This is a genomic window from Haloferula sargassicola (assembly GCF_040362925.1).
Lineage (GTDB): Bacteria > Verrucomicrobiota > Verrucomicrobiia > Verrucomicrobiales > Akkermansiaceae > Haloferula > Haloferula sargassicola.
Genome location: NZ_BAABRI010000022.1, coordinates 26,998 through 49,762, shown reverse-complemented (window position 1 = coordinate 49,762; position 22,765 = coordinate 26,998). Strand labels below are relative to the sequence as shown.

At 64.4% G+C, this 22,765-nt stretch carries 14 protein-coding genes; 7 read left to right on the top strand and 7 right to left on the bottom strand.

Annotation, left to right across the window (positions count from 1 at the left end; translation table 11 throughout):
- From ABXH26_RS17190 to ABXH26_RS17165, 6 genes are all read right to left on the bottom strand, one after another.
- Complete coding sequence (locus ABXH26_RS17190; protein ID WP_353568334.1) at positions 1 to 411, bottom strand: ExbD/TolR family protein; 411 nt, start codon at positions 409 to 411, stop codon at positions 1 to 3.
- A 7-nt stretch (positions 412 to 418) separates the two neighbouring features.
- Positions 419 to 1,021 (bottom strand): MotA/TolQ/ExbB proton channel family protein, encoded by a 603-nt coding sequence (locus ABXH26_RS17185; protein ID WP_353568333.1) that lies wholly within the window; start codon positions 1,019 to 1,021, stop codon positions 419 to 421.
- A gap of 3 nt (positions 1,022 to 1,024) precedes the next feature.
- A complete protein-coding gene (locus ABXH26_RS17180; protein WP_353568332.1) occupies positions 1,025 to 2,467 on the bottom strand; it encodes a MotA/TolQ/ExbB proton channel family protein in 1,443 nt (480 codons plus the stop codon).
- The gene (locus ABXH26_RS17175) at positions 2,464 to 3,249 is read right to left on the bottom strand and encodes a DUF3450 family protein (protein ID WP_353568331.1); all 786 of its coding nucleotides are present in this window, start codon (positions 3,247 to 3,249) and stop codon (positions 2,464 to 2,466) included. Before ABXH26_RS17175 ends, ABXH26_RS17180 begins: the two co-directional genes overlap by 4 nt.
- Before the next feature lie 196 nt (positions 3,250 to 3,445).
- The gene (locus tag ABXH26_RS17170; protein ID WP_353568330.1) at positions 3,446 to 6,721 is read right to left on the bottom strand and encodes a beta-helix domain-containing protein; all 3,276 of its coding nucleotides are present in this window, start codon (positions 6,719 to 6,721) and stop codon (positions 3,446 to 3,448) included.
- Between the two features lie 250 nt (positions 6,722 to 6,971).
- Positions 6,972 to 10,643, bottom strand: a complete 3,672-nt coding sequence (locus ABXH26_RS17165) for a carboxypeptidase regulatory-like domain-containing protein (protein WP_353568329.1) — start codon at positions 10,641 to 10,643, stop codon at positions 6,972 to 6,974.
- 295 nt (positions 10,644 to 10,938) lie between these two features.
- Between ABXH26_RS17165 and ABXH26_RS17160 the strand changes: the two genes are divergently transcribed.
- Together ABXH26_RS17160 and ABXH26_RS17155 are read left to right on the top strand one after the other, a co-directional pair.
- A complete protein-coding gene (locus ABXH26_RS17160; RefSeq protein ID WP_353568328.1) occupies positions 10,939 to 12,459 on the top strand; it encodes an alkaline phosphatase PhoX in 1,521 nt (506 codons plus the stop codon).
- Between the two features lie 83 nt (positions 12,460 to 12,542).
- Positions 12,543 to 14,195: an Aq_1262 family (lipo)protein gene (locus ABXH26_RS17155; RefSeq protein ID WP_353568327.1), complete on the top strand. Its 1,653-nt coding sequence runs from the start codon at positions 12,543 to 12,545 to the stop codon at positions 14,193 to 14,195.
- A 113-nt stretch (positions 14,196 to 14,308) separates the two neighbouring features.
- On the opposite strand, the gene ABXH26_RS17150 is transcribed toward ABXH26_RS17155, so the two are convergent.
- The gene (locus ABXH26_RS17150; protein ID WP_353568326.1) at positions 14,309 to 14,926 is read right to left on the bottom strand and encodes a TetR/AcrR family transcriptional regulator; all 618 of its coding nucleotides are present in this window, start codon (positions 14,924 to 14,926) and stop codon (positions 14,309 to 14,311) included.
- A gap of 124 nt (positions 14,927 to 15,050) precedes the next feature.
- On the opposite strand from ABXH26_RS17150, the gene ABXH26_RS17145 reads away from it, so the two are divergent.
- The 5 genes from ABXH26_RS17145 to ABXH26_RS17125 all read left to right on the top strand — a co-directional run bounded on the left by ABXH26_RS17145 (position 15,051) and on the right by ABXH26_RS17125 (position 22,575).
- Complete coding sequence (locus ABXH26_RS17145) at positions 15,051 to 16,448, top strand: efflux transporter outer membrane subunit (RefSeq protein WP_353568325.1); 1,398 nt, start codon at positions 15,051 to 15,053, stop codon at positions 16,446 to 16,448.
- Positions 16,449 to 16,482: 34 nt separating this feature from the next.
- Complete coding sequence (locus ABXH26_RS17140) at positions 16,483 to 17,652, top strand: efflux RND transporter periplasmic adaptor subunit (protein WP_353568324.1); 1,170 nt, start codon at positions 16,483 to 16,485, stop codon at positions 17,650 to 17,652.
- A gap of 18 nt (positions 17,653 to 17,670) precedes the next feature.
- Positions 17,671 to 20,814 carry an efflux RND transporter permease subunit gene (locus tag ABXH26_RS17135; RefSeq protein WP_353568323.1) on the top strand — a complete coding sequence of 1,048 codons (3,144 nt, stop codon included), beginning with the start codon at positions 17,671 to 17,673 and terminating at the stop codon, positions 20,812 to 20,814.
- Between the two features lie 115 nt (positions 20,815 to 20,929).
- Positions 20,930 to 21,148: a type II toxin-antitoxin system RelB/DinJ family antitoxin gene (locus ABXH26_RS17130; RefSeq protein ID WP_353568322.1), complete on the top strand. Its 219-nt coding sequence runs from the start codon at positions 20,930 to 20,932 to the stop codon at positions 21,146 to 21,148.
- Positions 21,149 to 22,149: 1,001 nt separating this feature from the next.
- Positions 22,150 to 22,575, top strand: a complete 426-nt coding sequence (locus tag ABXH26_RS17125) for a type II toxin-antitoxin system RelB/DinJ family antitoxin (RefSeq protein WP_353568321.1) — start codon at positions 22,150 to 22,152, stop codon at positions 22,573 to 22,575.
- The last annotated feature ends 190 nt before the right edge of the window (positions 22,576 to 22,765 follow it).

Sequence of the window (22,765 nt, the reverse complement as noted above, 5' to 3'; positions counted from 1 at the left end):
CTATTTAGTAGAAACGGAGATCTTGTCCTTCTGGGCACCGGCCAGCATCGCCTGGCCATGGACGCGCTGGACGGTGCCGTGCGTCGCCTCCTTGTCGCCCTGGATGATGACCGGCATGTCGGGGTTCTCCGCCAGCAGCGGCTTGATCTTCCCGATGATGCCCTGGATGCCGATGCTTTCGCCGCCGTAGAACACCTTGTCGTCCTTGGTCACGGCCAGCAGGATCGAGTTGCTGTCCAGCGCGCTGGCGGCGGCCCCGACGTCCGGCTTGTTCACCTTCACACCCGTTTCCTCCACGAACACGGTGGAAACGATGAAGAAGATGAGCAGGATGAAAATGCAGTCGATCATCGGCGAGAGGTCGATGTGGACCTCGTCGTCGCCTTCGTCGCCAAGGGATTTTCCGAACATAATGGAATCAGGGTTCGCGGTGGAAGCGGGTGGTGAGAATGAGCGATTCGAGCCGGGCGAGCGCGGCCGACACGGCGTCGCGCTTGCTCTTCACGATGAGCGCGATGAACAGGCCGGGCAGGGCGATGGTAAGGCCGGTCTGGGTGGTGATCAGCGCCTCCTGCATGCCCTGCGCGACGGCCTGCATGCCTTGCTGGCCCTTGCCCTGGGCGAGGCCGGCGAACATCGCGAGCATGCCCATCACGGTGCCCAGCAGCCCGGCCAGCGGCGCGGCGGCGGTGAGCGTGTTGACGACCAACAGGCGGCGATCGATGGCGGAGACGACGTTTGCGCGCACCTCGTTCATGCGGCGCTGGACGGTCTTGATGGTGAGCCGCTCGCCGTGGACGACGTAGCGCAGCGCCTCGCCGAGGCGGCCGGGCGCGTGCTCCGGATCCTTCAGCCACTGCGGCCAATCGGCGGACTGCTTGTCGTTCAGATTGCCGCGGGAAACATAGGCCAGGGCGGCAAACGCGGTGGCGTAGAGGATGAAGGCGACGCTGCCGAGCATGTACATGATGCCCCCGCCGGTCAGGAAGGTCTGCAGGGCTTCACGGAAGATCGACCACATGGCTCAAACGGGGTTCGGCACCAGCTCCGGGTCGTCATCGCCCTCGTCCTCGGCTTCCTTGGACGGCTTGGCTTCGGCCTTGCGCTCGAGCTCGGTGGTGCCGTTCATCATCGAGATGGCGACGCCCTCGACCTCGCTGAACTTGCCGCGGGCCAGGCTTTTCATGAGTCCATGGAGGACCAGCACCGGGATGGCGACCACCAGGCCTTCCGCGGTGGTGATGAGCGCCTCGGAGATGCCCTGGGTGAAGGCCTTCTGGTTGCCGGAACCGTAGAGGGCCATCGCCTTGAAGGTCTTGATGATGCCGAGCACGGTGCCCAGCAGGCCCATCAGCGGAGCGGCCGCGGCGGTGAGGCCGAGGAAGGGCAGGAAGCGCTCGAGCTTCGGTTTCACCGAGATCAGCTTTTCGAAAAGGGCCTCTTCCAGCACGCGGCGCTTCTCATAGAAGCGCTCGACGCCGGTGCGGACCAGCTCGCCCGCCAGCCCGCGGACGGAGGCCGCCTTTTTCGCCGCCGCGTCGTGGCGGTGGGCGAGCAGGTCGTCGATGATCTCGTTGACCAGACGGCGGGACGGCACGGGGAAGCGGGTGATTTCCCAAACCTTGAACACGGTCAGGGCGAGCGCCACGAAACCCAATGCCAGAATCGCGTGGCCGACGATGCCGCCCTTTTCCACGGTCTCGCCGATGGATTCCTCGGCGGCCTGCACCTCGATCGCCTTGCCCATGGTCGGGTCCAGCGGGAGGTCACCGGCGCCGTTCCGGATCACTTCGGTCACGGCGCCTTTCGGCACGTCTTCCAGCGCCACCACGGTCGGCAAGGCCGTGCCGCCGGCGGCAAAGGTCGCCACGCCTTCGAAATCGCCGCCGCTTTCCGTCATGTAGACGGACGGGCCGAGGATGAGGAACTTGCCGGAGATCGCCTCGCTTCCGTTCCGCAGGCCTTCGCCTTCGAATCGATGACCCCCGGTCACCGCGGTCAGGCGCTCGATGCCCGCGCGGGCCGCGACGAGTCGCTCGTCGAGCTCCGCCTGCAGGTCGTCGCCGGCGGCGGTCGCCTTGGCGGCGGCATCGTCGAGCCGCTTCTTGTAGAGCTGGTTTTCCGCCGGATGGATGCGGGTCAGGAAGGCATCGCCGTACTGATTGAGGATGCCCACGGTGTAGTTGAAGCCGGCCTCGCGGCCCTCGATCTCGCGCTTCAACGACTCGCGTCGGTTGTGGCGCAGCTCGGCCTCGCGCTCGAGCGTCCGCAACTCGCGGCCCAGCTCGATGGCGTGGTCGTCGAGCTTGTTGATCTGGCGGTAGAGGTCGGTCCGCATCGCGGTGTATTCCGCGCGCGTCTTCTTGAGTTCCGAGCGGGCCTCGTCGAGCTGCTGCTGCTCGGATGCCGACTGGGCCGCGACGACGCCGGTCAGGCCCAGGGTGAGGAGGAAAAGCGGGCGTTTCATGGAAGCTGGATCGGGAGGGTCACGAACTTGGCCTCGGCGTCGCCATTGAGCACATCGACCATTTCCTGGATCTTCGGTGCGAGTTCGTTGTGGGGATCGAAATGCCAGCCCGCCTCGCCCGGCGTGCCGACCAGGGCGTAGTCGCCGGCCTCGTTCACCGCGTAGGCGCAGCCGAGCCCGAAATACACCACCTGCATGTTGAACTTGCGGCCGTCATCGGTGCTGTGGAGCTCTTCGCGCAAATGCACCGCCTGCTGCCACTTCTCGGCCTCGGTCAGCAGGTTCAGCACGTTGTTGAGCCGCTTCGTCTGGCCCTTCTGCGCCTCCTCGCCGGTCAGCGCCGCGTCCTTGCGGACCTGCTCGATGAGCTCCGCCACCCGCGGATCTTCGGCCAGTGGCGGTGGAAAGCCCGGCAGCTGCCCGACCAATGCGGATTCCAGCTCGCGCACCTTGCCGGCCAGCTCCTCGTCGGCCTTCACCAGCGCATCGCGCTTCGCCACCTCCTCGACCGATTCCTGATCGGCGGTCGCCTTTTCCTCGCGGGCCGACTTGAGTCGCGCTTCCAGATCGGAGATCTCGCTGTCCAACGACTCGCGCTGGCCTTCGAGCAGTTCCTTATCGCGCTCCCAGCTCGTTTCCTCGGTCTGGATCTCGCGCATGGTTTCGATCCATTTCCGGACCGATTCCTTGAGTTCTTCCGTGGGCGAAACCTCGGCTTCCTGGCTGTAAACCCGCGCCGCCAGCAGCGACACGAGGACGGTGAAAAGGATGGGAACACGCATGGCTCGGTGCAAAGCGGGCGAATCAAACCTCCCGTTCGCAGCCTTGCCCATGGGTTCGATGTGACGCTTTCGTCAGACACCGCGGCCACCTAACAAACAGGATCGTCACCCGGGAAAGCTCGCGGGAAAAAGAAAAGCCGCCCGGGCCTTGGGACCCGGGCGGCTGGGATGATGCTTACCGAAAAACAAAGCGGGTTTACTCGGCGCCGCTGACTTCGATGCGGTAGAACTCCGCCTCTCCCGTGCCGGTGAAGGTGGCTTCGAGAGCCGGTGCCGGAGTGAAGGTGCTGAGATCTCCGGAGCGATACAGCGGGAGGCTGAGGGTGACCGGTTGGCCATTGCCGCCGCCTTGGACGATCACCTGACCGGCGGTAGTCAGATCGAGGATCTGCGCTTGCGTGAAGATCGAGCTGAACAGGGCGCTATCGTTCGCACCGACGGTAAAACCGAGGGCTTGAAGTTCGGCAGTCATTTCCAGCGTGTCCGAAATTCCGTCGTTGTCGGTATCGGCGAACGGAGGTTCGCCGCCACCCATGGCCGGAGCTTCACCGAGCAGGATGCCCGAATTGCTGAAAGTCGTCCAACCGGCTGCCCAGTTTTCCGAACCGAACGCACCCCGGAAGGTGGTGGCGATTGGAGCACCCGCTTGCAGGCTGGTAGTCCACAGCGGGGAGCCCGAGGCCGGACGCGGATCGAGGGCGAGCAACACGTTGTCCACATCCCTTGAGTAGCTGCGATACATCGGATCCGTTCCGCCGTTCGAGTTGCCGTTGATCGGCGAGCCGGAAGCGTCGAAGAACGTGTTGGCCGCACCAGTGCCGTTGAGGAAGCTCAGGTTGCTGGCGTTGCTGCCGGTGTAGGTGCCTGCTCCAAATCGACCCACCGTGTTGTGGGCGAAGGTCAGACCGGTGCCCGGCCCGTCCGAGGAGGACTCGATCAGGTGCTCACGGTAGTCGTCGAACACCGAGTTATACACCTTGCCCGCAAATCGGTCGTCAATGTAAACGCCGTTGTTACCCTTGTCGTTCCCCACGGGGGCCGTCGTGCCGGCTCCGATGAAGGTCGCATTGTAAATGGTCGGGCTCGAGTTCGCCGTGCTGTCGACGATCGAACCGGTCGTGCCGTCCCACTCGCCGCCGTTGTCGTGGCCGCTGGACGCTCCGTCTTCGGCGAACGGCGTCTGGACCGCGAACCAGAACTGGTGGGTCCCCTTGTGACCTTCGTCGATGTCGAACGAGTCGTCCTGATTGAACGCCATCACGAAGTGGTCGGTGTTGACCGTGCCGCCGAAGAACTCGACGCCGTCGTCTGCGTTGGCGAACACCTCGATGTGGCTGAGCGTGGTGCCGTTGCCGACACCACCCAGGGTCAGTCCGTTGATCTCGTGACCCGCGGCGGCATTGTAAACGTAGCCACCGTGGCGGATGACGCAGTAGGTCATCACCCCACTGTTGTCGGCCGCGTTGTTGCCGCCGTATTCGATCACGTCCGCGCGACCGTCGGTATCAAGGTCGGCCGAAGCACCCGGCTGGAATCCTTCGATGCTGTTCTCAGCGGTGCCGTCGCCCACCCCGCCGATGGTGATCGGCGCGGAGCCCAGAAGCACCACGCCTCCCCAGCGGGCGTAGGTGGTGGAAGTCGGCGCTGCCGCGATGAAGCCATCACCGTCGATATCGACCAGGCTGCTCGCTTCGAGCTCGTCGGTCGTCGTGAAGATGATCGGCTCATCGGCCGTCCCCTGGGCATCGATCTTCGAGCCGCGAGTCACCACGATGGCGCCGAAGGCATCGTCGTCCTTGTTCGGATTTCCTTGATCGTTGAGGACTGAATAGACCTTGGTGCCGGGCTCGATGGTGAGCGTGGCACCGCCCGTCACGAACACCTTGTCGGTCAGGATGTAGATCTTATCCTTCGTCCAGGTGGTGTTGGTGTTGATGGCGTGAACGAGCGTGCCGTAGGGGGTGTTGGTCACGGTTTGCTCCGCGATCACATCCACCTTGACGGTGTCGAGCGAGCGGGCATCGAAGGTGGTCCAACCGGCCATCCAGTTTTCCGCGCCGAATGCCCCGCGGTAGTCGGTCGCGGTCGGGGCGCCCGATTGAAGGGTCGCACCATTCGAAACGAGGAGCGGTGAGGTCGCAGACGGGCGGGGATCAACGTATTCCAGCACGTCATTGACGTCGCGGGCATAGGCAGTGTAGCCAGGGTCGGTGTTGGCATTCGAGTTGCCATTGATCGGGTTGCCGGAAGCGTCGTAGAACGTATTGGCAGCCCCCGTCCCATTCAGGTAGGTCAGATTGCTGCCCGGCGTGCCGCCGCCGAATCGACCCACTGTATTGTGGGCGAAAGTCAGACCGGTGCCCGGCCCGTCCGAGGAGGACTCGATCAGGTGCTCACGGTAGTCGTCGAACACCGAGTTATACACCTTGCCCGCAAATCGGTCGTCAATGTAAACGCCGTTGTTACCCTTGTCGTTCCCCACGGGGGCCGTCGTGCCGGCTCCGATGAAGGTCGCATTGTAAATGGTCGGGCTCGAGTTCGCCGTGCTGTCGACGATCGAACCGGTCGTGCCGTCCCACTCGCCGCCGTTGTCGTGGCCGCTGGACGCTCCGTCTTCGGCGAACGGCGTCTGGACCGCGAACCAGAACTGGTGGGTCCCCTTGTGACCTTCGTCGATGTCGAACGAGTCGTCCTGATTGAACGCCATCACGAAGTGGTCGGTGTTGACCGTGCCGCCGAAGAACTCGACGCCGTCGTCTGCGTTGGCGAACACCTCGATGTGGCTGAGCGTGGTGCCGTTGCCGACACCACCCAGGGTCAGTCCGTTGATCTCGTGACCCGCGGCGGCATTGTAAACGTAGCCACCGTGGCGGATGACGCAGTAGGTCATCACCCCACTGTTGTCGGCCGCGTTGTTGCCGCCGTATTCGATCACGTCCGCGCGACCGTCGGTATCAAGGTCGGCCGAAGCACCCGGCTGGAATCCTTCGATGCTGTTCTCAGCGGTGCCGTCGCCCACCCCGCCGATGGTGATCGGCGCGGAGCCCAGAAGCACCACGCCTCCCCAGCGGGCGTAGGTGGTGGAAGTCGGGGCGTCGGCCACATTGCCGTCGCCATCGACATCGGTCTGAAGCTCGGCTTCGAGTTCGTCGGAGGTGGTGAAAAGAATCGGCTCATCGGCCGTCCCCTGGGCATCGATCTTTGAACCACGAGTCACCACGATGGCGCCGAAGGCATCGTCGTCCTTGATCGGAGTCTCTTGATCGTCGAGGACTGAATAAACCTTGGTCCCGGGCTCGATGGTGAGCGTGGCACCACCCGTCACGAATACCTTGTCGGTGAGAACGTAGACGTTGTTCTTGGTCCAGGTGGTGTTGGTGTTGATGGCGTGGACGAGCGTGCCGTAGGCGGTGTTGGTCACCGTCTGGGTCGCGATCACGTCGATTTGCGCGGCCTGCATCACGCACGGCATGGCGGCCGCGGCGAGAAGTAGCGAATGGCGCGTTCTAAGTTTGAATGCGTGTTTCATTGGTTTGCTGTCTGATTGCGAATCGAACCAGGTGCCAGGGAGTCGTGGGCTACCCTGCCTGTGGCGCGGGTGAAATTGCTCCGGCGATCCCCGGGGCAACCAAGGTTTTCATGTGTCGATCTCGACACCTTCTGAACCCCGACTACACAATTTCGGTTAGTTTACTGCACTGGCTGGCAGGGCTCCGGGGCGATCAAAACTTGCCCTTGAATTCGATATAGGTTTCCCGCCCCGGGCTCTCGGTGGTGTAGGTAAGACCATCGTAGGCGGCGCTGCCGCCCGGCGGTCCGCCACGATATTCGAAATGGCGCTCTACGTCGGTCAGGTTTCTGACCCCGAAGGTGACGGTGCCGGTGAAGGCATCGAATTCGAACTTCCGGGCGACGGTGAGGTCGAGGGTGAGTTGAGGCAGAACCCAGACATCATATTCCTCTGGATCGCTGCGGAGGATGGTGGGGTATTCATCGGTGAAATTTCCCGTCAAATAAACCGCCCACGGCGAATCTTCGGGTGCCCATCCAAGTGTGAGATTGAGGATCTGGCTCGGCTGGAACGGGAACCGGGTCTCCAGCGGCGTGACGACGAGGCCCTGGTTCACCTTGTAGTTGAGCACCGAATTGATGAATGCATAGTTTCCCGTCAGAGAGAAGGGCCCCTGGCTCCACGAACCTTCGACCTCGAAGCCGCTGATCGAACCTGAATCCCCGTTGACATAGGTGTTGCTGTTGATCCCCAGATCGACCCGCTGCACCACCACAATCGGATCGGTGAGATCCTTGTGGAAAGCGGAGACCCTCCCGGACCAATGATCATTAAAGCGCAGATCGGCCGACACGTCGAAGTTGGAAATCCCCGTTTCCGTCAGGTCGGCGTTGCCGCGACGGACGATTCCGGTGTCCTGCGCAATCGATTCGATCGGCAGGAATTCATGAAAAGTCGGTCGGGCCACCGTTCGCGACCAGGCGAGATTGACCGTGTATTTGTCTGGCACGATGTCGATGCCGGCCATCACCGCGGGCATGAGCGCGTTGGTCGTAATCGACCCGAAGCGGGAGGGGTTGTCTTCGGGAAGCCGGGTCAAGGGATCGGCAGCTACGACGTAACTTTTGGTTTCCTGCTCCCATCGCGCACCGAACCCCGCCCGCCACCATTCGTCGAAATAGGTGACGGACGCGTGGGCACCCACCAGCGTCAGGTCGGAATCCACGTTGCGGACCTCGAGCCCGGACCCATTCAAATAGAACGGCGCGTCCGGCAGCACATAAAATGCCCGCGAGGAGCCGCTGCCGGTTCCCGGAACCGCGCCGGTCTGCTCGCTTGCATAGCCATTGTAGTAGTTGATCAGCGCATCCGGGTGATCGGCTAGGTACTGGCCGAGATTCGCATAACCCTCCGGAAGGGGGCTGCCATCGAAAAGGGTAGTCGCATCCATCGGAGAACCCTCGGAGAAAGGAGCGATCTCGGGATGCTCGGTCCACCATGAGCGCAGGCTGCGCTCGATCCATTTTTCCCAGCTCGAGGTGCGCAGCAGGTAAACCCGCCCGGATTGCTCCCGTTCCTTCTGGAGATGGCTGCCCCCGATCGAGAAATCAATCCTGCGGCCATCCTCCTCCTCATCAGTGAGGTAAAGACTCTGGGTCAGGTCGAGCGAGGCTTCCAAAGCCTTTTCCTCGGTGGTCTGCGTTTCACGCGAGGAATCCAAGCTACCAATGCCGTCGTTGACATAGGTGGAATACTGGAGCGTGGAGATCCTGCCCAGCGCCGGGTTGTAGATGATGTTCGGATCGATGGCCGCGGCAGCGGCGATGGCCGGATCCGTGAAATCCAGCATCCCATTTTGAAACGTGCTGGAATGCGGCCTCGACTCGCGGGCCAGAGAGTCGGTGATCGACCACGAGAGCTTCGTGCCGGTGTCGTTCTTATGAGTGCCGCGGAGCTGCTTGAGCTCGGTGTCCCGGATGACCGGATCAATCGTCCAGAACTCCTTGGTGTAGATCGCCGACGCACCGTATCGATCGATCACCGCATCGTTTTTGGCGAAGGCACCAAAAACCCCATCGCCCTCCACCCGGTAGTTCGTACCATGAGTGATATTGTCATCGACGATATGCTTTTTGAAGTAGGTCGCCGAGATCTCATGATTCTCGCCCAAGCGGATTCCTGTTCCGAGATAGACGGACCAATCCAGCTCACGAGTATAACTCTCCTCGTCCCAACTTCGGGCGGGCTCAGTAACTCGGTTTTCCTGCCCCACGGCATTCACTTCATCATGCAGTGAATGCTGGAAGGCGGCGATAACTCCGAGCTCGACTCCGTTGTCAAACTTCTTGCGATCCCCGTAGACGAGCGAAAACGACTGCGACTCCTGTGGTTTTTCCACCGCCGGCATGAACGACTGACTGCGATCCAGCGCCTGCATGTTGCCGGCATGTTGATCCGCCAGTGCCTGTTGCGCCAGGGCCGCCTCAAGCTGGCGCTGCTGCAAAGTAGCGTTGGTAGTGTTGCCGGGGACCACCCGGCGTCCCCCTGCCTTGAACGATGCCGGATCGCCATTGGCGTCGAGATTCCAAAGCAGGCCGTCGGGGATCGACTGATCGACATCTCCCCAGAACCCGAGATCCCGGTTCGGGTGGACCAGCATCCGGTCGCCATGGTTGGAGTTGGTGCCGATCTTGTATTTGAATTCCCCCACCCGCTCGGTCGGAATATTCAGCGAGTTGATCTGGATGGTGCCGCCTCCGAAGTCGCCCGGCAGCTGCGGCCAGTAGGTCTTGTTGACATCGATGCTCTGGATGGCGGTGGTCGGGAAAATGTCGAGCTGCACCGCTTTCCTCGACGGGTCCGCCGACGAGATGGCGGCTCCATTGAAAAGAGTGGTGACGTATCGGTCGGCGAGGCCACGCACCACGGCAAACTTCCCGCCAACGATATTCGCGCCGGCAACCTTGCCTACCGCCCCCGCGGCATCGCTGACCCCGGTCTTGGTGAAATCGTCCTTTGAAATCCCAGAAGAGAGCGTGTTCGAAAGGTTGAGATCCAGATTAAAGTCCCCTTGGCTCGACTCCGTGTATTCCCCCACGATCGACTCTTCCGCGAGCAGGTATTCCCCTTCCTCGGAGTCCTGGGGTTTCACCCGCAGCGCGATGCGAATGTCGGCCGTGGTGCCGTTGCGCAGGGTGGCGGCGGCGGTTCCGGACGAGTAGCCGAGCTTGAGCGCCTCGACCGTCACGTTGCCTTCCGGCAGGTGGGTGATGCGGAATTTCCCCTGGGAGTCGGTCTCGTCCTCACGGCCGGTGCCGCTTACGGAAACGATGGCGCCGGCGATGGGTTCGAGCGTCGTCACGTCGGACACCTCGCCTTCCAGGATCGCGGTGCCGACGCGTTGCTCGATCGGCAGCGGATTCCCGGTCAGGTCGTTTTCGGGCATCGGGTTCTCACCCTCAGGCACCTCGCCCGGTGCCCAGGGTCCTTCCAGATCTTCCTCCAAGGACAGGGCTTCCGAGGTCCTGTTGGAACCGGCGTCCCGCCAAGGACCCGGTGGAGTCGTCCATTTCAGATAAGTCCAACCGGGCGGCTCCGGAGCTTCGGCAGCCATCGCCACGACGGCCCAGGGCAGTCCTGCGGAGGCCGTGGGAAAACGGACGCGCATGCCCCACCCGCGGGACTCTTCCACGCCGTCCATCTGCGGCAGCAAGGCGGCGATCGCGTCCATGTCGTAGACACCCTCATCATCCGGCAGCGCGGTCTCCGCCGCGTGGGCGATCGTCACCGCAAGCAATCCCAAAAGCAGCGCGCGAACCGCAAGGCTCCAGCGACCGGGAATCCCATCGATCGTCATGCGAATGGAGGTGCGGAGTGATTGCATCGGGCGGAAAGCGGCAAGGGCGTAGCCGCCCGGCCGCGATCGATGAAGCCGCCCCATGTGACGCTTCCGTCACCCTTGCCATCAGAGCTTGTGACGGCCCTAAAAGCTCGAACTTCCCAGCTCTATGAAAACATACCCGCTGCTTGGGGGAAAGAGACGAAATCGCCATGTGAAAACAACGGCACGCGATTGGACCTGCCGAAAGGCCGGGAATCGAGGACATGCCGCGAGCCCGTGCATCGGCACTCATGCCGGAGTCGGGCTCCTACTTCACTAACACAGCATCCCAACCAACATGAATCGTCTCGCCACCCGTCGCCAGCTGCTGCTGGCCGCCCTTACCGCCGGCTGCGGCACCCTGCATGCCGGCACGCCCACCTGGTTCACGCCGCTGACCGAATCCGCTCCCGTGTCCTCGCCGAACTCGATGGAGGAACTGACCTCCCCCTGGGTGGTGCCCGCCGGCATCAGCCAGAAAAACGCGGTGAGCCTGCGGGAAGTCGAGGACCAGGTCCTCAGCTACGGCCAGTCGATCGGCCGCGCCGCCAACCTGGGCAGCAGCGCCTCGATGTTCGACATGATGGCCTACGATCCGAGCGGCGAGTTCCTGTTCATTCCCCATGAAACCCAATGGGGTGCCGGGGTCACCCGCTACAGCGTCTACGACAACCACGCGGAAGTGATTTTCCAAGGCGACGGCATGGGCGAGCAAGGCGACTTCTCGAACGATTTCGGCGCATTCGACCCCTGCCGCTTCACTCCCAACGGCACGCTTTTCCTCGCCGAGGAATGGTCGGGCACCGGCCGCGTGCTGGAGGTGCTGAATCCCTTCGCCCCGATCGACCAGGTCCAGACCCGCGTGCTGGAAAGCATCGCCAACGTGTCCCACGAAGGCATCAACTTCTCGAAGCGCTTCAACGACACCATCTACTTCGTCGATGAGAACAACTCGGGCTCGATCTACAAGTTCGTGATGTCCACGCCCGGTGACTACACCGCCGGCCAGACTTTCGTGCTCTCCGTCGATGCCTATGATGGCGTCGCTTCGGAAAACTGGAATTCCACCAGCAACACCGCCGCCTCCCGCACCGGCAACGCCACCTGGGTGCCCCTCACCGATGCCAGCGGCACGCCGCTTCCAGGCATCACCAACCCCTTCACCGATGACTTCTCGCTCACCGGGATCCAGGCCGCCGACCGCGCCGGGCGCACTGCGGCCGATGATGCGGGCGGCACGCCCTTCGGCCGTCCGGAGGACATGGCCGTGGGACGCATCCGCGGTGCCCGTGAGGTGATCTACTTCACCGCCACTTCGGAGAATGCCGTCTACTCGGTGGAAATGGTGGGCTTCGGCCGCAGCGGCGCCCGCGCCAACAAGGCGGTGGTGCGACTCTTCGCCAGCGATACCGACACTCCGAAAAACCTCGGCTTCCCGGCCACCACGGCCACCCTCAACTCCCCGGACAACCTGTCGATGGACGCCCTCGGCAACGTCTACGTCGTCGAGGACGCCCCGAACTCCTCTGCCACCGGCGGCGACATCTGGATGATCCGCGACGTCAACGGCGACGGCGTCGGCGAATCGCTCGACCACTTCATGAGCATCCGCGTCGATGGCTCCGAGGCGACCGGCATGATCTGGAATCCCACCATCCCCACCGAGTTCTCCGTTTGCGTCCAGCACCCGGATAGCACCGACCTCGCCACGGTGCCTGAAGGACTCGGCGACGCCGTGTGGATGTTCAACGTCACCAACATCGAAGACCAACGCTACGTGCAACGCCTGAACCGCGCCCGCACGACCTTCGGCGAATAAGCCCTTTGTTCCTGGCAGGTGCAAACCCGGGGGGACGGGCCGAAGGGTCCGTCCCCCTCTTCTTCGATTTCCGCCCGTTCCCGATGAAATCCTCGCTGCTTTTCACCCTCCTCCTCTCCGTTTTCGTCTCCACCGCCTCCGGCGAAACGCAGGCACGCGCGGTGGTCGAGCATGCCACGCCGGAACGCATGATCGCCGCCCTCAGGGAATCGCGGGGCGTGCTCCCCCCCGTGCCCGACGTCCACCCGAAGCGCGTCATGTTCAACGCCGAGGCGGTCGTGCCGCCGCAATGCTACACCCGCACCGAGGCCCGCTACAATCCGTGCTACGTCTGCCACCAGGATCCGATCGAGGGTCGCGAGAACGTCCTGGCCGATGGCGACCTGCAGCGCGACTACGCCTTCAGCGACACCGGCCTGACCAATCACTGGCGGAACCTCTTCGAGGACCGCTCCGAGCGCGTCGCCGCCGCCAGCGATGAGGAAATCCTCCGCTACATCCGTCAGGACAACTACTCCGAGCTTCCCGGCCGCCTGCGCGAAGCCGGATTCCGGGGCTGGATTCCCGACCTCGACGGGCTCGAGTCCGGAGCGGCCGCCTTCGACGAGCACGGCTTCGCCCGCGATGGGTCGGGCTGGGTGGCATTCAACTACAAACCCCTGCCCTCCACCTTCTGGCCGACCAACGGCTCGACCGACGACGTCATGATCCGGCTCCCCGCCGCCTACCGCACCGACGCCGGCGGAAAGCCCAGCTACGACGTCTACCGTAGCAACCTCGCCATCCTCGAGGCGAAGATCAAGGGCCTCGACCACATTTCCTGCCTGCCGGTCGACGAGCGCTCCCTCGGCACCGACCTCGATGGCGACGGCGTGCTCGGCACCGCCGTCCGCATCACCCGTCTCGACTCCTGGACCGGCGCGGCGGCCGGCGAGTTCATCGACACCCACCTTTACCCGCAGGGCACCGAGTTTCTCCACACCGTGCGCTACGTCGGCATCGGAAACGACGGCGGCATCGGCGTCTCCACCCGCATGAAGGAGGTCCGCTACCTGCGCAAGGCGCGCGCCGCGGTCAAAGCGGTCTATGCCCGCCGCTACCAGGAGGAGGGGTATGAAAAGGACGCCGGCAACCTGCCGAACTACGTGGGCTTGGGAGATTCCGGCATCGACAACCACAGCGGCTGGGCCGTGCAGGGCTTCATCGAGAACGCCGAAGGCCGGCTGCGCGCGCTGACCTTCGAGGAAAACTTCTCGTGCATGAGCTGCCACAACTCGATCGGCTCGACCATCGACAAGACCTTCGCCTTCCCCCGCAAGGTCGATGGCGCGCGCGGTTGGGGATACATCGACCTCAAGGGCATGCCCGACGCCCCCAGCAAGGGCGAAAAAACCGGTGAGATCGCCACCTACCTGGCCCGCGTCGGTGGCGGCAGCGAGTTCCGCAACAACGACGAGATGGAGCGCCGTTGGTTCACCAGCGGCCGACTCGATCGCCAGAAGCTCGCCGGGGCCGAGGACGTCTACGATCTCATCACGCCCTCCCGCGAGCGCGCCCTCGCGCTGAACAAGGCCTACCGCTGCATCGTCGAAGACCAGGACTTCATCTACGGCAAAGACAGTACCATCACCCCGCCGGCGAACGTCTACGAGGCCATCGACAACGACCTGACCCCCACGCTGCCGGACCAGCGGGTTTTCCGCTACAACCTCGTCCTCGACTGGGGCGCGGAATAGGCACCTCCCGCGCGCGGCACCGCCTGGGAGCCGTCATTCGGCCCCCGCGGAGAGGGGCGGCCGTGGCGGGGTGCTTCGAGGCGCTTCCCGAGAGCCATCACCGGATGGCCCGCCTAATCCCGCGGCGTCGCCGCGCCCTCGATCGCGCCGCGCATGAAAAGCTCCACCACCTTGCGCGCCACCGCCTCACGCGCGGCGGGGTCGAGCGTGTCCTCCTTGCCGAGCAGCTGCGGCCAGAAACCGAACTCGCTCAGCATCGCGCCGAACTTCCGCGCCACGGATCGCCAATCACCCTCGCGCACCGCACCGGCCGCCATGGCCTGCTGAACCCAGCGACCCAGGCCGGTTTCGCCGCGCCGCAGTCGGTCGAACTCGCCCTTCGCCAGCTCCGGATTGCGCACGCGCTCGGGCAGGATCACCCGCGTCATGTCCATGAAATCCTCCGAACTCACCAGCTCCAGGTGCCGCATCGCCAGCTCGAACAGCTGGTCGCGGATGCCGCGCTCCGGGTCGTAGGGCATCTCGGTCGCCCCCGCCAGCTGGCTGCACAGCCGCTCGCTGATTTTCTGAAACAGCGCCTCCTTGCTCTCGAAGTGGTTGTAAACCGTCCGCTTGGAAACCTCCGCCCGCGCGGCGATCGCGTCCATTTTCGCCGCCGCATACCCGGCCTCGCTGAACTCGCGCACCGCCGCGTCCAGGATCGCCGCCCGTTTTTCATCACTCCGACTCATTTGCCAAACCGTCTCCGGTGGTGGACCCTGTTCCCAAATCGCAAAAAAGTAAACTCTCCAGTTTACATCCTAATTTCGAAAAGTAAACTCGCCGGTGTAACGGCTCTGCCGCGACGACCTCTTTATGACCTCTCCCTCGCTTTCCCGGACCGCCCTGGCCGGGCTCCTCCTTGTCGGTGGCGGCGTGATGACCAGCTGCATGGTTGGCCCCGACTACGAGACGCCGCTGACCGAAATGCCGGCCTCCTACCGCTACGATTCCCGCAAGAACGGTCGCGAGGCCGCCCGGCGGGACGATTGGTGGAAGGTTTTCCACGACGGCGGACTCAACCGCCTGATTTCCGACGTCCGCAGCTCGAACCACGACCTGAAGGCCGGCGTGAAGCGGGTCGAGCAGGCGCGGGCGATCGTCCGCCTGGCCGCGGCCGATGCCTATCCGCAGCTCTCGGCCTCGCCCTCCATCAGCCGCAACCGGAGTTCGGATGAAATCGCCATGGGCGGGGGCACCGGCAATCTTTTCTCGGCTCCGCTCAGCGCCAGTTGGGAAATCGACCTTTTCGGCCGCATCCGCCGCGGGGTCCAGGCCGCCGCCGCCGATGCCCAGGCCTCGGAGGAAAGCCTCAACGCCCTGCGCCTGTCACTCGAGGCGGAGGCCGCTTCCGGCTACTTCAACCTGCGCGCGCTCGACCGCCAGATCCAGATCGTCCAGAGCGGCGTGGACAGCCGCCAGGGCTCGCTGCAGCTGGTGAAGGACCGCAACGAGCTGGGCGCGGTGAGTTCGCTCGACGTCTCCCAGGCCGAAGCCCTGCTGGCCTCCAGCGAGGCCGACCTCGCCGGGCTCCGGCGCCAGCGCACCGCGCAGGAGGCCGCGCTGGCCGCGCTCGCCGGGCGGGCCGCCTCGACTTATCACATCGCGGCTGATCCGCTCGACGGCACCCCGCCCTCGGTCCCCGCCGGCCTGCCGGCCGAGCTGCTTCGGGCGCGCCCGGACATCCGCGGCGTCGAACGCCAGCTCGCCGCGGCCAACGAACGGGTCGGCGTGGCCACCGCCGCCTTTTACCCCTCCGTCAGCATCACCGGCTCGCTCGGATTCCAGGCGGCGGACTTTGAAAACCTCTTCAACCACGGCGCCCGCTTCTGGGGGATCAGCCCGCAGGTCTACGTGCCGGTTTTCCAAGGCGGCCGCAACAAGGCGAACCTCGCCCAATCCCAGGCGCGCTACGAGGAGGTGTTGGAGACCTACCAGCAGACCATCCTCGACGCGCTGGCCGAGGTCGAGACCCGGCTCTCCGCCACCCGTCTGCTCGATACCCAGAACGCCGCCCAGGCCCGCGCCGTGAAGGCCTCCGCCCAGGCCCTCTCCACCGCGCGCGAGCAATACAAGGGCGGCACCACCAGCTACCTCAACGTGCTCGATGCCGAACGCACGGCGCTCGATTCCGAACGCCAGCAGGCCCTTCTGCGCGGCTCCGACTACATCAACACGGTCAACCTCATCCGTGCCCTCGGCGGCCGCTGGTGAGGCCTGCTTTCCCCACCTTTTCCTCACTCGTACCATGTCCTCATCTCCTGTCGTTTCCTCCCTGCTGCTCGCCCTCTTCGTGGCATCCTGTTCGAAAAAGGATGACCCGCAGAAGTCGGCACCCCCGCCACCTACGGTGGAGTTCGTACATCCCGTGAGGAAGGACATCATTTCCTGGGACGAATACAACGGCCGCCTCGAGGCCATCGACAGCGTCGAGGTCCGCGCGCGGGTCAGCGGCATGCTGGAGCAGATCCATTTCACCGACGGCCAGAAGGTCGAGGAGGGCGACCTGCTGTTCACGCTCGACCGCGCCCCGTTCGAAGCCGCGCTGAAGGCCGCCGAGGCCCAGCTCGAGCAGGCGCGCGCGTCGGAAAAACTCGCCCAGTCGAATTTCACCCGTGCCCAGAAGTTGCTCGAGCGGAACGCGATCGCCAAGGAGGAGGTCGACATCCGCCAGGGCACGCTGGCCGAGGCCGCAGCCAGCGTGCAGGCCGCCGAGGCGCAGGTGGAGACCGCCCAGCTCAACCTCGGCTACACCGAGGTGCGCTCGCCGATCACCGGCCAGATCTCCGACCGCTACGTGTCCGTCGGCAACCTGATCAGCGGCGGCACCGCGCAGTCGACGCTGCTCACCTCGATCGTTTCCCTGCAGCCGATCTACTGCCGCATCGATGCCGACGAATCGACCGTGCTCAAGTACCTGCGCCTCGACCAGGAGGGCAAGCGCGAGTCCGCCCGCACCCGGCAGGTGCCGGTGGAAATGGCGCTCGATGGCGATGAGGGCTTTCCCCGCAACGGCAAGGTCGACTTCGTCAACAACGCCTTCGACCCCTCCACCGCCACCCTCCGCGCGCGGGCGACTTTTCCCAATGAGGACGGCTTCCTGCTGCCCGGCATGTTCGCCAAGCTCCGCCTGCCCGGGCGCGGCGAATACACCGCCACCCTCGTGCCGGAAGTCGCCATCCAGACCCAGCAGGACCTGACGACGGTGCTCACCGTCGACGGCGAAAACACCGTCCGCGCCCAGCCGGTCACGCTCGGACCGAAGCACGGCGACATGCGCGTCATCGAAAGCGACCTGCCGACCGAGACCCGCGTCATCGTCTCCGGCCTGACCATGGCCCGCCCCGGCGGGAAGGTGAACCCGAAGCCCGCTGAATCCAAGGAAAGCGAAGCCGCCGACACCCGGCAGGAACGCTGATCCCGCGCGCCACGCGATATGAAATTTCCCCAGTTCTTCATCGATCGGCCGATCTTCGCCGCCGTGCTTTCGATCGTGATCATGATCGTCGGCGCGATCTCCTACACGACCCTTCCCGTCGCCCAGTATCCGGAGATCGCCCCGCCGACCATCCAGGTCACCGCCTCCTACCCCGGGGCCAGCCCGGACATCCTCGCCGACACGGTCGCCACGCCACTCGAGCAGGAAATCAACGGCGTCGAGGGCATGCTCTACATGACCTCGTCGTCCACCAGCAACGGCGCCGTCCAGATCACCGTCACCTTCGCCCAGGGCACCGATGTCGACCAGGCCCAGGTGCTGGTGCAAAACCGCGTCGCCCGCGCCGAGCCCAAGCTCCCCGAGCTGGTCCGGCGCACCGGGGTGGTCACGGAAAAGGCCAGCCCCGACCTGCTGCTCGTCGCCCACCTCATCGCCGAGGACGACAACCTCAGCCAGCTCTTCGTCGGCAACTACGCCTTCCTCCGCGTGCGCGACGAGCTGCTGCGGCTCAACGGCGTCGGCAACGTCACGGTCTTCGGCGCCAGCGAATACAGCATGCGCGTCTGGCTCGATCCCCAGAAGCTGGCCGCCCGCGACCTGACCGCCGGCGATGTGCTCAACGCCCTTGGCGAGCAGAACGTCCAGGTCGCCGCCGGCACCATCGGCCAGCAGCCCCTCGACGAACCCGCCGCCTTTGAAATGAGCGTCCGCGCCCAAGGCCGCCTCAAGACCGAAAAAGAGTTCGGCCAGATCATCGTCAAGACCGGCACCGAAGGTCAGGTCGTGCGCCTGGGCGATGTCGCCCGCATCGAGCTCGGCTCCCAGGAGTACGCCCGCGAGAGCTATCTCGACGGCAAGCCCGCCATCGGCATCGGCATCACCCAGAAGCCGGGCTCGAACGCGCTCGAAACCGCTGAGGCGGTGAAACGGAAGCTCGATGAACTGTCGAAGAACTTCCCCGCCGGCCTCACCCACACCATCATCTACAACCCCACGGTGTTCGTGGAGGAGTCGATCAACTCCGTTTACCACACCCTCGCCGAGGCCATCCTGCTGGTGGTGCTGGTGGTGCTCGTCTTCCTGCAGAGCTGGCGCGCCTCGATCATCCCGCTGGTTGCCATCCCGGTCTCGCTCATCGGCGCCCTCGCCGTCATGGCCGCCCTGGGCTTCTCCCTCAACAACCTCACCCTCTTCGGCCTGGTGCTGGCGATCGGCATCGTGGTCGATGACGCCATCGTCGTGGTCGAGGGCGTCGAGCGGCACCTGGAGGAGGGCATGGGCCCGAAACAGGCGACCCGCAAGGCGATGGCGGAGGTCAGCACGGCGCTCGTGTCCATCGCCCTGGTGCTCAGTGCGGTGTTCATCCCCACGGCCTTCATCACCGGCATCTCGGGCCAGTTCTACCAGCAGTTTGCGATCACCATCGCCGCTGCCACCATCATCTCGGCCTTCGTGTCCCTGACCCTGAGTCCGGCCCTGTGCGGCATCCTGCTGCGCGGCCCGGAGGCGAAAAAGGACTGGTTCCAGCGCGGCGTCGACTTCCTGTTCGGCTGGTTTTTCCGCGGCTTCAACCGGGTCTTCGGTCGCATGTCGAATGGCTACGGCGGCTTGATCAAGAGGCTGACCCGCGTGATCACCGTGATGCTGATCCTTTACCTCGGGCTCGTCGGCCTGGGCGTGCTGGCCTTCAAGAAGGTGCCCGGCGGCTTCATCCCGCAGCAGGACCAGGGCTACCTCATCCTCTCGGTCCAGCTCCCGGAATCGGCCTCGATTTCCCGCACCCGGGACATCGTCACCCGCGCCGCCGCCGCCGCGCGGGAGGTCGATGGCGTGGCCCACACGGTGGAAATCGCCGGCTTCTCCGGTGCCACCCGCGCCATCGCCTCAAATGCCGGCGCCGTGTTCATCATCCTCGATCCCTTCGAGCAGCGCGCCGACCTCGGACGCTCCGCGGAAACCATCAGCGGGGAAATCCAGCGCGCGGTGGGCTCCATCACCGGCGCCACCAACGTCGTCATCCAGCCCCCGCCCGTCCGCGGCATCGGCACCGGCGGGGGTTTCAGCCTGATGCTCCAGAACCGGGCCGGCGGCGACTATCAGGACCTCCAACGGGTGACCACCGAGTTCGTCGGCAAGATGAACCAGGACCCGCGCATCGCCCGCGCCTTCTCGACCTTCCGCGCCTCGTCGCCGCAGTTCTTCGCGGATATCGACCGCACCAAGGCCAAGATGCTCGACGTGCCCATGTCGAACATCTTCCAGACCCTGCAGGTCTTCCTCGGCTCGTCGTATGTGAACGACTTCAACCAGTTCGGCCGCACCTACCGGGTCATCGCCCAGGCCGAGTCGGAGTATCGTGACGATGCCAGCGACGTCCGTCTGCTCACCACCCGCAGCACTACGGGAAACATCGTACCTCTGGGATCGCTGGTCGACATGCAGCGCACCGTCGGGCCCGACCGCGTGGTGCGGCACAACCTCTATCCCTCCGCCGACATCACCGGCCAGACCGCGCCCGGCATCAGCTCGGGCGAGGGCCTCAAGGTCGTCGAGGAACTCGCCAAGGACCTGCCCGAGGGCTACAGCTTCGAGTGGATCGACATCGCCTATCAGGAAAAGGCGGCCGGCAACACCGCGGCGATCGTCTTCGCCCTGGCGGTGGTGTTCGTGTTCCTGCTGCTCGCCGCCCAGTATGAAAGCTGGGGCCTGCCGCTGGCCGTCATCCTGATCGTGCCGATGTGTCTTTTCGGCGCCATCGCCGGCGTGATGCTGCGGGACATGGACAACAACATCCTCACCCAGATCGGCTTCGTCGTGCTGATCGGCCTGGCGGCCAAGAACGCCATCCTGATCGTCGAGTTCGCCCGCCAGAAGGAGGACGAAGGCATGGACCGCTTCGAAGCCGCCGTCGAAGCCTGCAAACTCCGCCTTCGCCCCATCCTCATGACCTCCTTCGCCTTCATCCTCGGCGTGCTGCCTCTGGTCATTGCCACCGGCCCGGGGGCGGAAATGCGTCAGGCTCTCGGCACCGCCGTCTTCGCCGGCATGATCGGCGTCACCTTCTTCGGCCTCATCTTCACCCCGGTGTTCTATGTCTTCATCCGGGCATTTGGGGCGAAGAAATCGTCCGAAGCGACCTGACCGGGGGTCCCGGGGCGACGAGCGCTGCCGGGAATTAGGGAGCAGGATGGATTGGATGGATGGGATGGTGTTTTAGAATTTGGGCTCCGTGGCCCAACTGTGCTACATTTCCGCCATGAAAGATGCCGTGGTGAGAGCGAGGGTAGCCTCGGACCTGAAAAAGGAAGCGGAAGACATTCTTGACGGTCTCGGTCTGACCTCCGCTGACGCGATTCGGATGCTCCTCACTCAGATACGTTTGAGGAGGGGCCTGCCTTTTCCCGTCACCCTTCCCACCGACAATGACGACCTGCTGGTCGGCGGGGCGATGAGACAGGCAGCGATGGAGCTGTAGGAGGGAGTGTCACGCTTTGATTTCGGCCATCCGAAGCGACCTGACCGGGGGTCCCGGGGCGACGAGCGCTGCCGGGAATTTCGGAGCAGGATGGATTGGATGGGGGGATGGATGGGATGGTATTTTAGAATTTGGGCTCCGTGGCCCAGCTGTGCGACATCCCGCCCCCCGGCCGTACCGATCGCGTCTCCGGCCGTACCGATCGTTTCTCCGGCCGTACCGATCGCGTCTCCGGGCGTACCGATCGAATCTGCGACCGTACCGACCGCGTCTCCGACCGTACCGACCGCTTCTCCGACCGTACCTATCGCGTCTCCGACCGTACCGACCGCATCTCCGGCCGTACCGACCGCTTCTCCGACCGTACCGATCGCGTCTCCGGCCGTACCGATCGTGTCTCCGGCCGAGGGCCTAAATGGGCAGGCCCTCGGCACCGCCGTCTTCGCCGGCATGATCGGCGTCACCTTCTTCGGCCTCATCTTCACCTGGCGTTCGATGTCTTCATCCGGTTGTTTGGAGCGAGGAAGAGTAAGGAAAATGCGGGCACGGCGGCATCGGGGCGGCGGGCATCGACCGCCGGGCAGGGCCACCGCAGTCCACCTCCTCCTTCCGGATGCTCCGAGGCCCTCACGACCCGCGACCCAGCGACCTCCAGTCCAACCCTGATTTCACGCTGGCACCCGCCCACCCGTGCCACACCTGCTCGCTGAATGATGCCGTCGTCAGAGCGCGAATCCCCTCGGACCTGAATGGCACGGGACTCAAGCGATTTCGGTGGTTTTTCATGACCCCGGGGCTCTGGACCTTAGGCGGGGGCGTAAGGAAAGCGTCCCATCATCAACCAAGCCCGGAAGCGGTGGCGGAAACCGTGGCCAATACACCCCTTTCCGATGCCCCTGCCGGGGCTGAATCCCCTTGGGCATCGGAGCCCGCTGGTTGTCACCACCGGCTCATTTCCCAAATCCCTCCGGACGGGAGAAGCCCGATCGGAGCTTCACCTCGTGCCATTCCCCTCGGACCTTAAGAAAGAAGCGAAAGACATCCTCGAAGATCCCGGCCTCACGACCACCGAAGCGATCCGGATGTTCCTTTCGCAAGTGCGCCTGAGGAAGGGCCTGCCATTTCCGTCACCGCCCACCGATCACGATGATCTCTTGACGGACCACTCGAAGAGACAGGCAGCCCTCGACTCCGTTTACGATGACCCACCCCATCCGATCGCCAGAATGCGCCAGGCCCTCGGCACCGCCGTCTTCGCCGTTGGGATCGGCGTCACCTTCTTCAGCCTCATCTTCATCAGGTGGAGAGCTTCTGCCGGTGGGATCGCCCGGACACCGGGAGAGTCCGAGCCGGCGAAGTCGCTGACGATACCTGCAGGAGCGCTGCCGTGCGACCTCGGAATCGAGGGATGCTCACGGCAAGCTTGAATTGCCGAAACGGGACGGGAGGGAGGGCCTGGGCTCGTGGGGCATGCCCATGCCGATTTCATCATCGGCGCTCCTTCGCCTCCGGCGATCTCCCATCCATCATCTGCCATCTACGATCCCCGCCGCAGGCGGAAGCGGCTGCGCATTTCTGCTTCGCAGACCGCCCTCTAACCATCCATCCTCCCGGCAA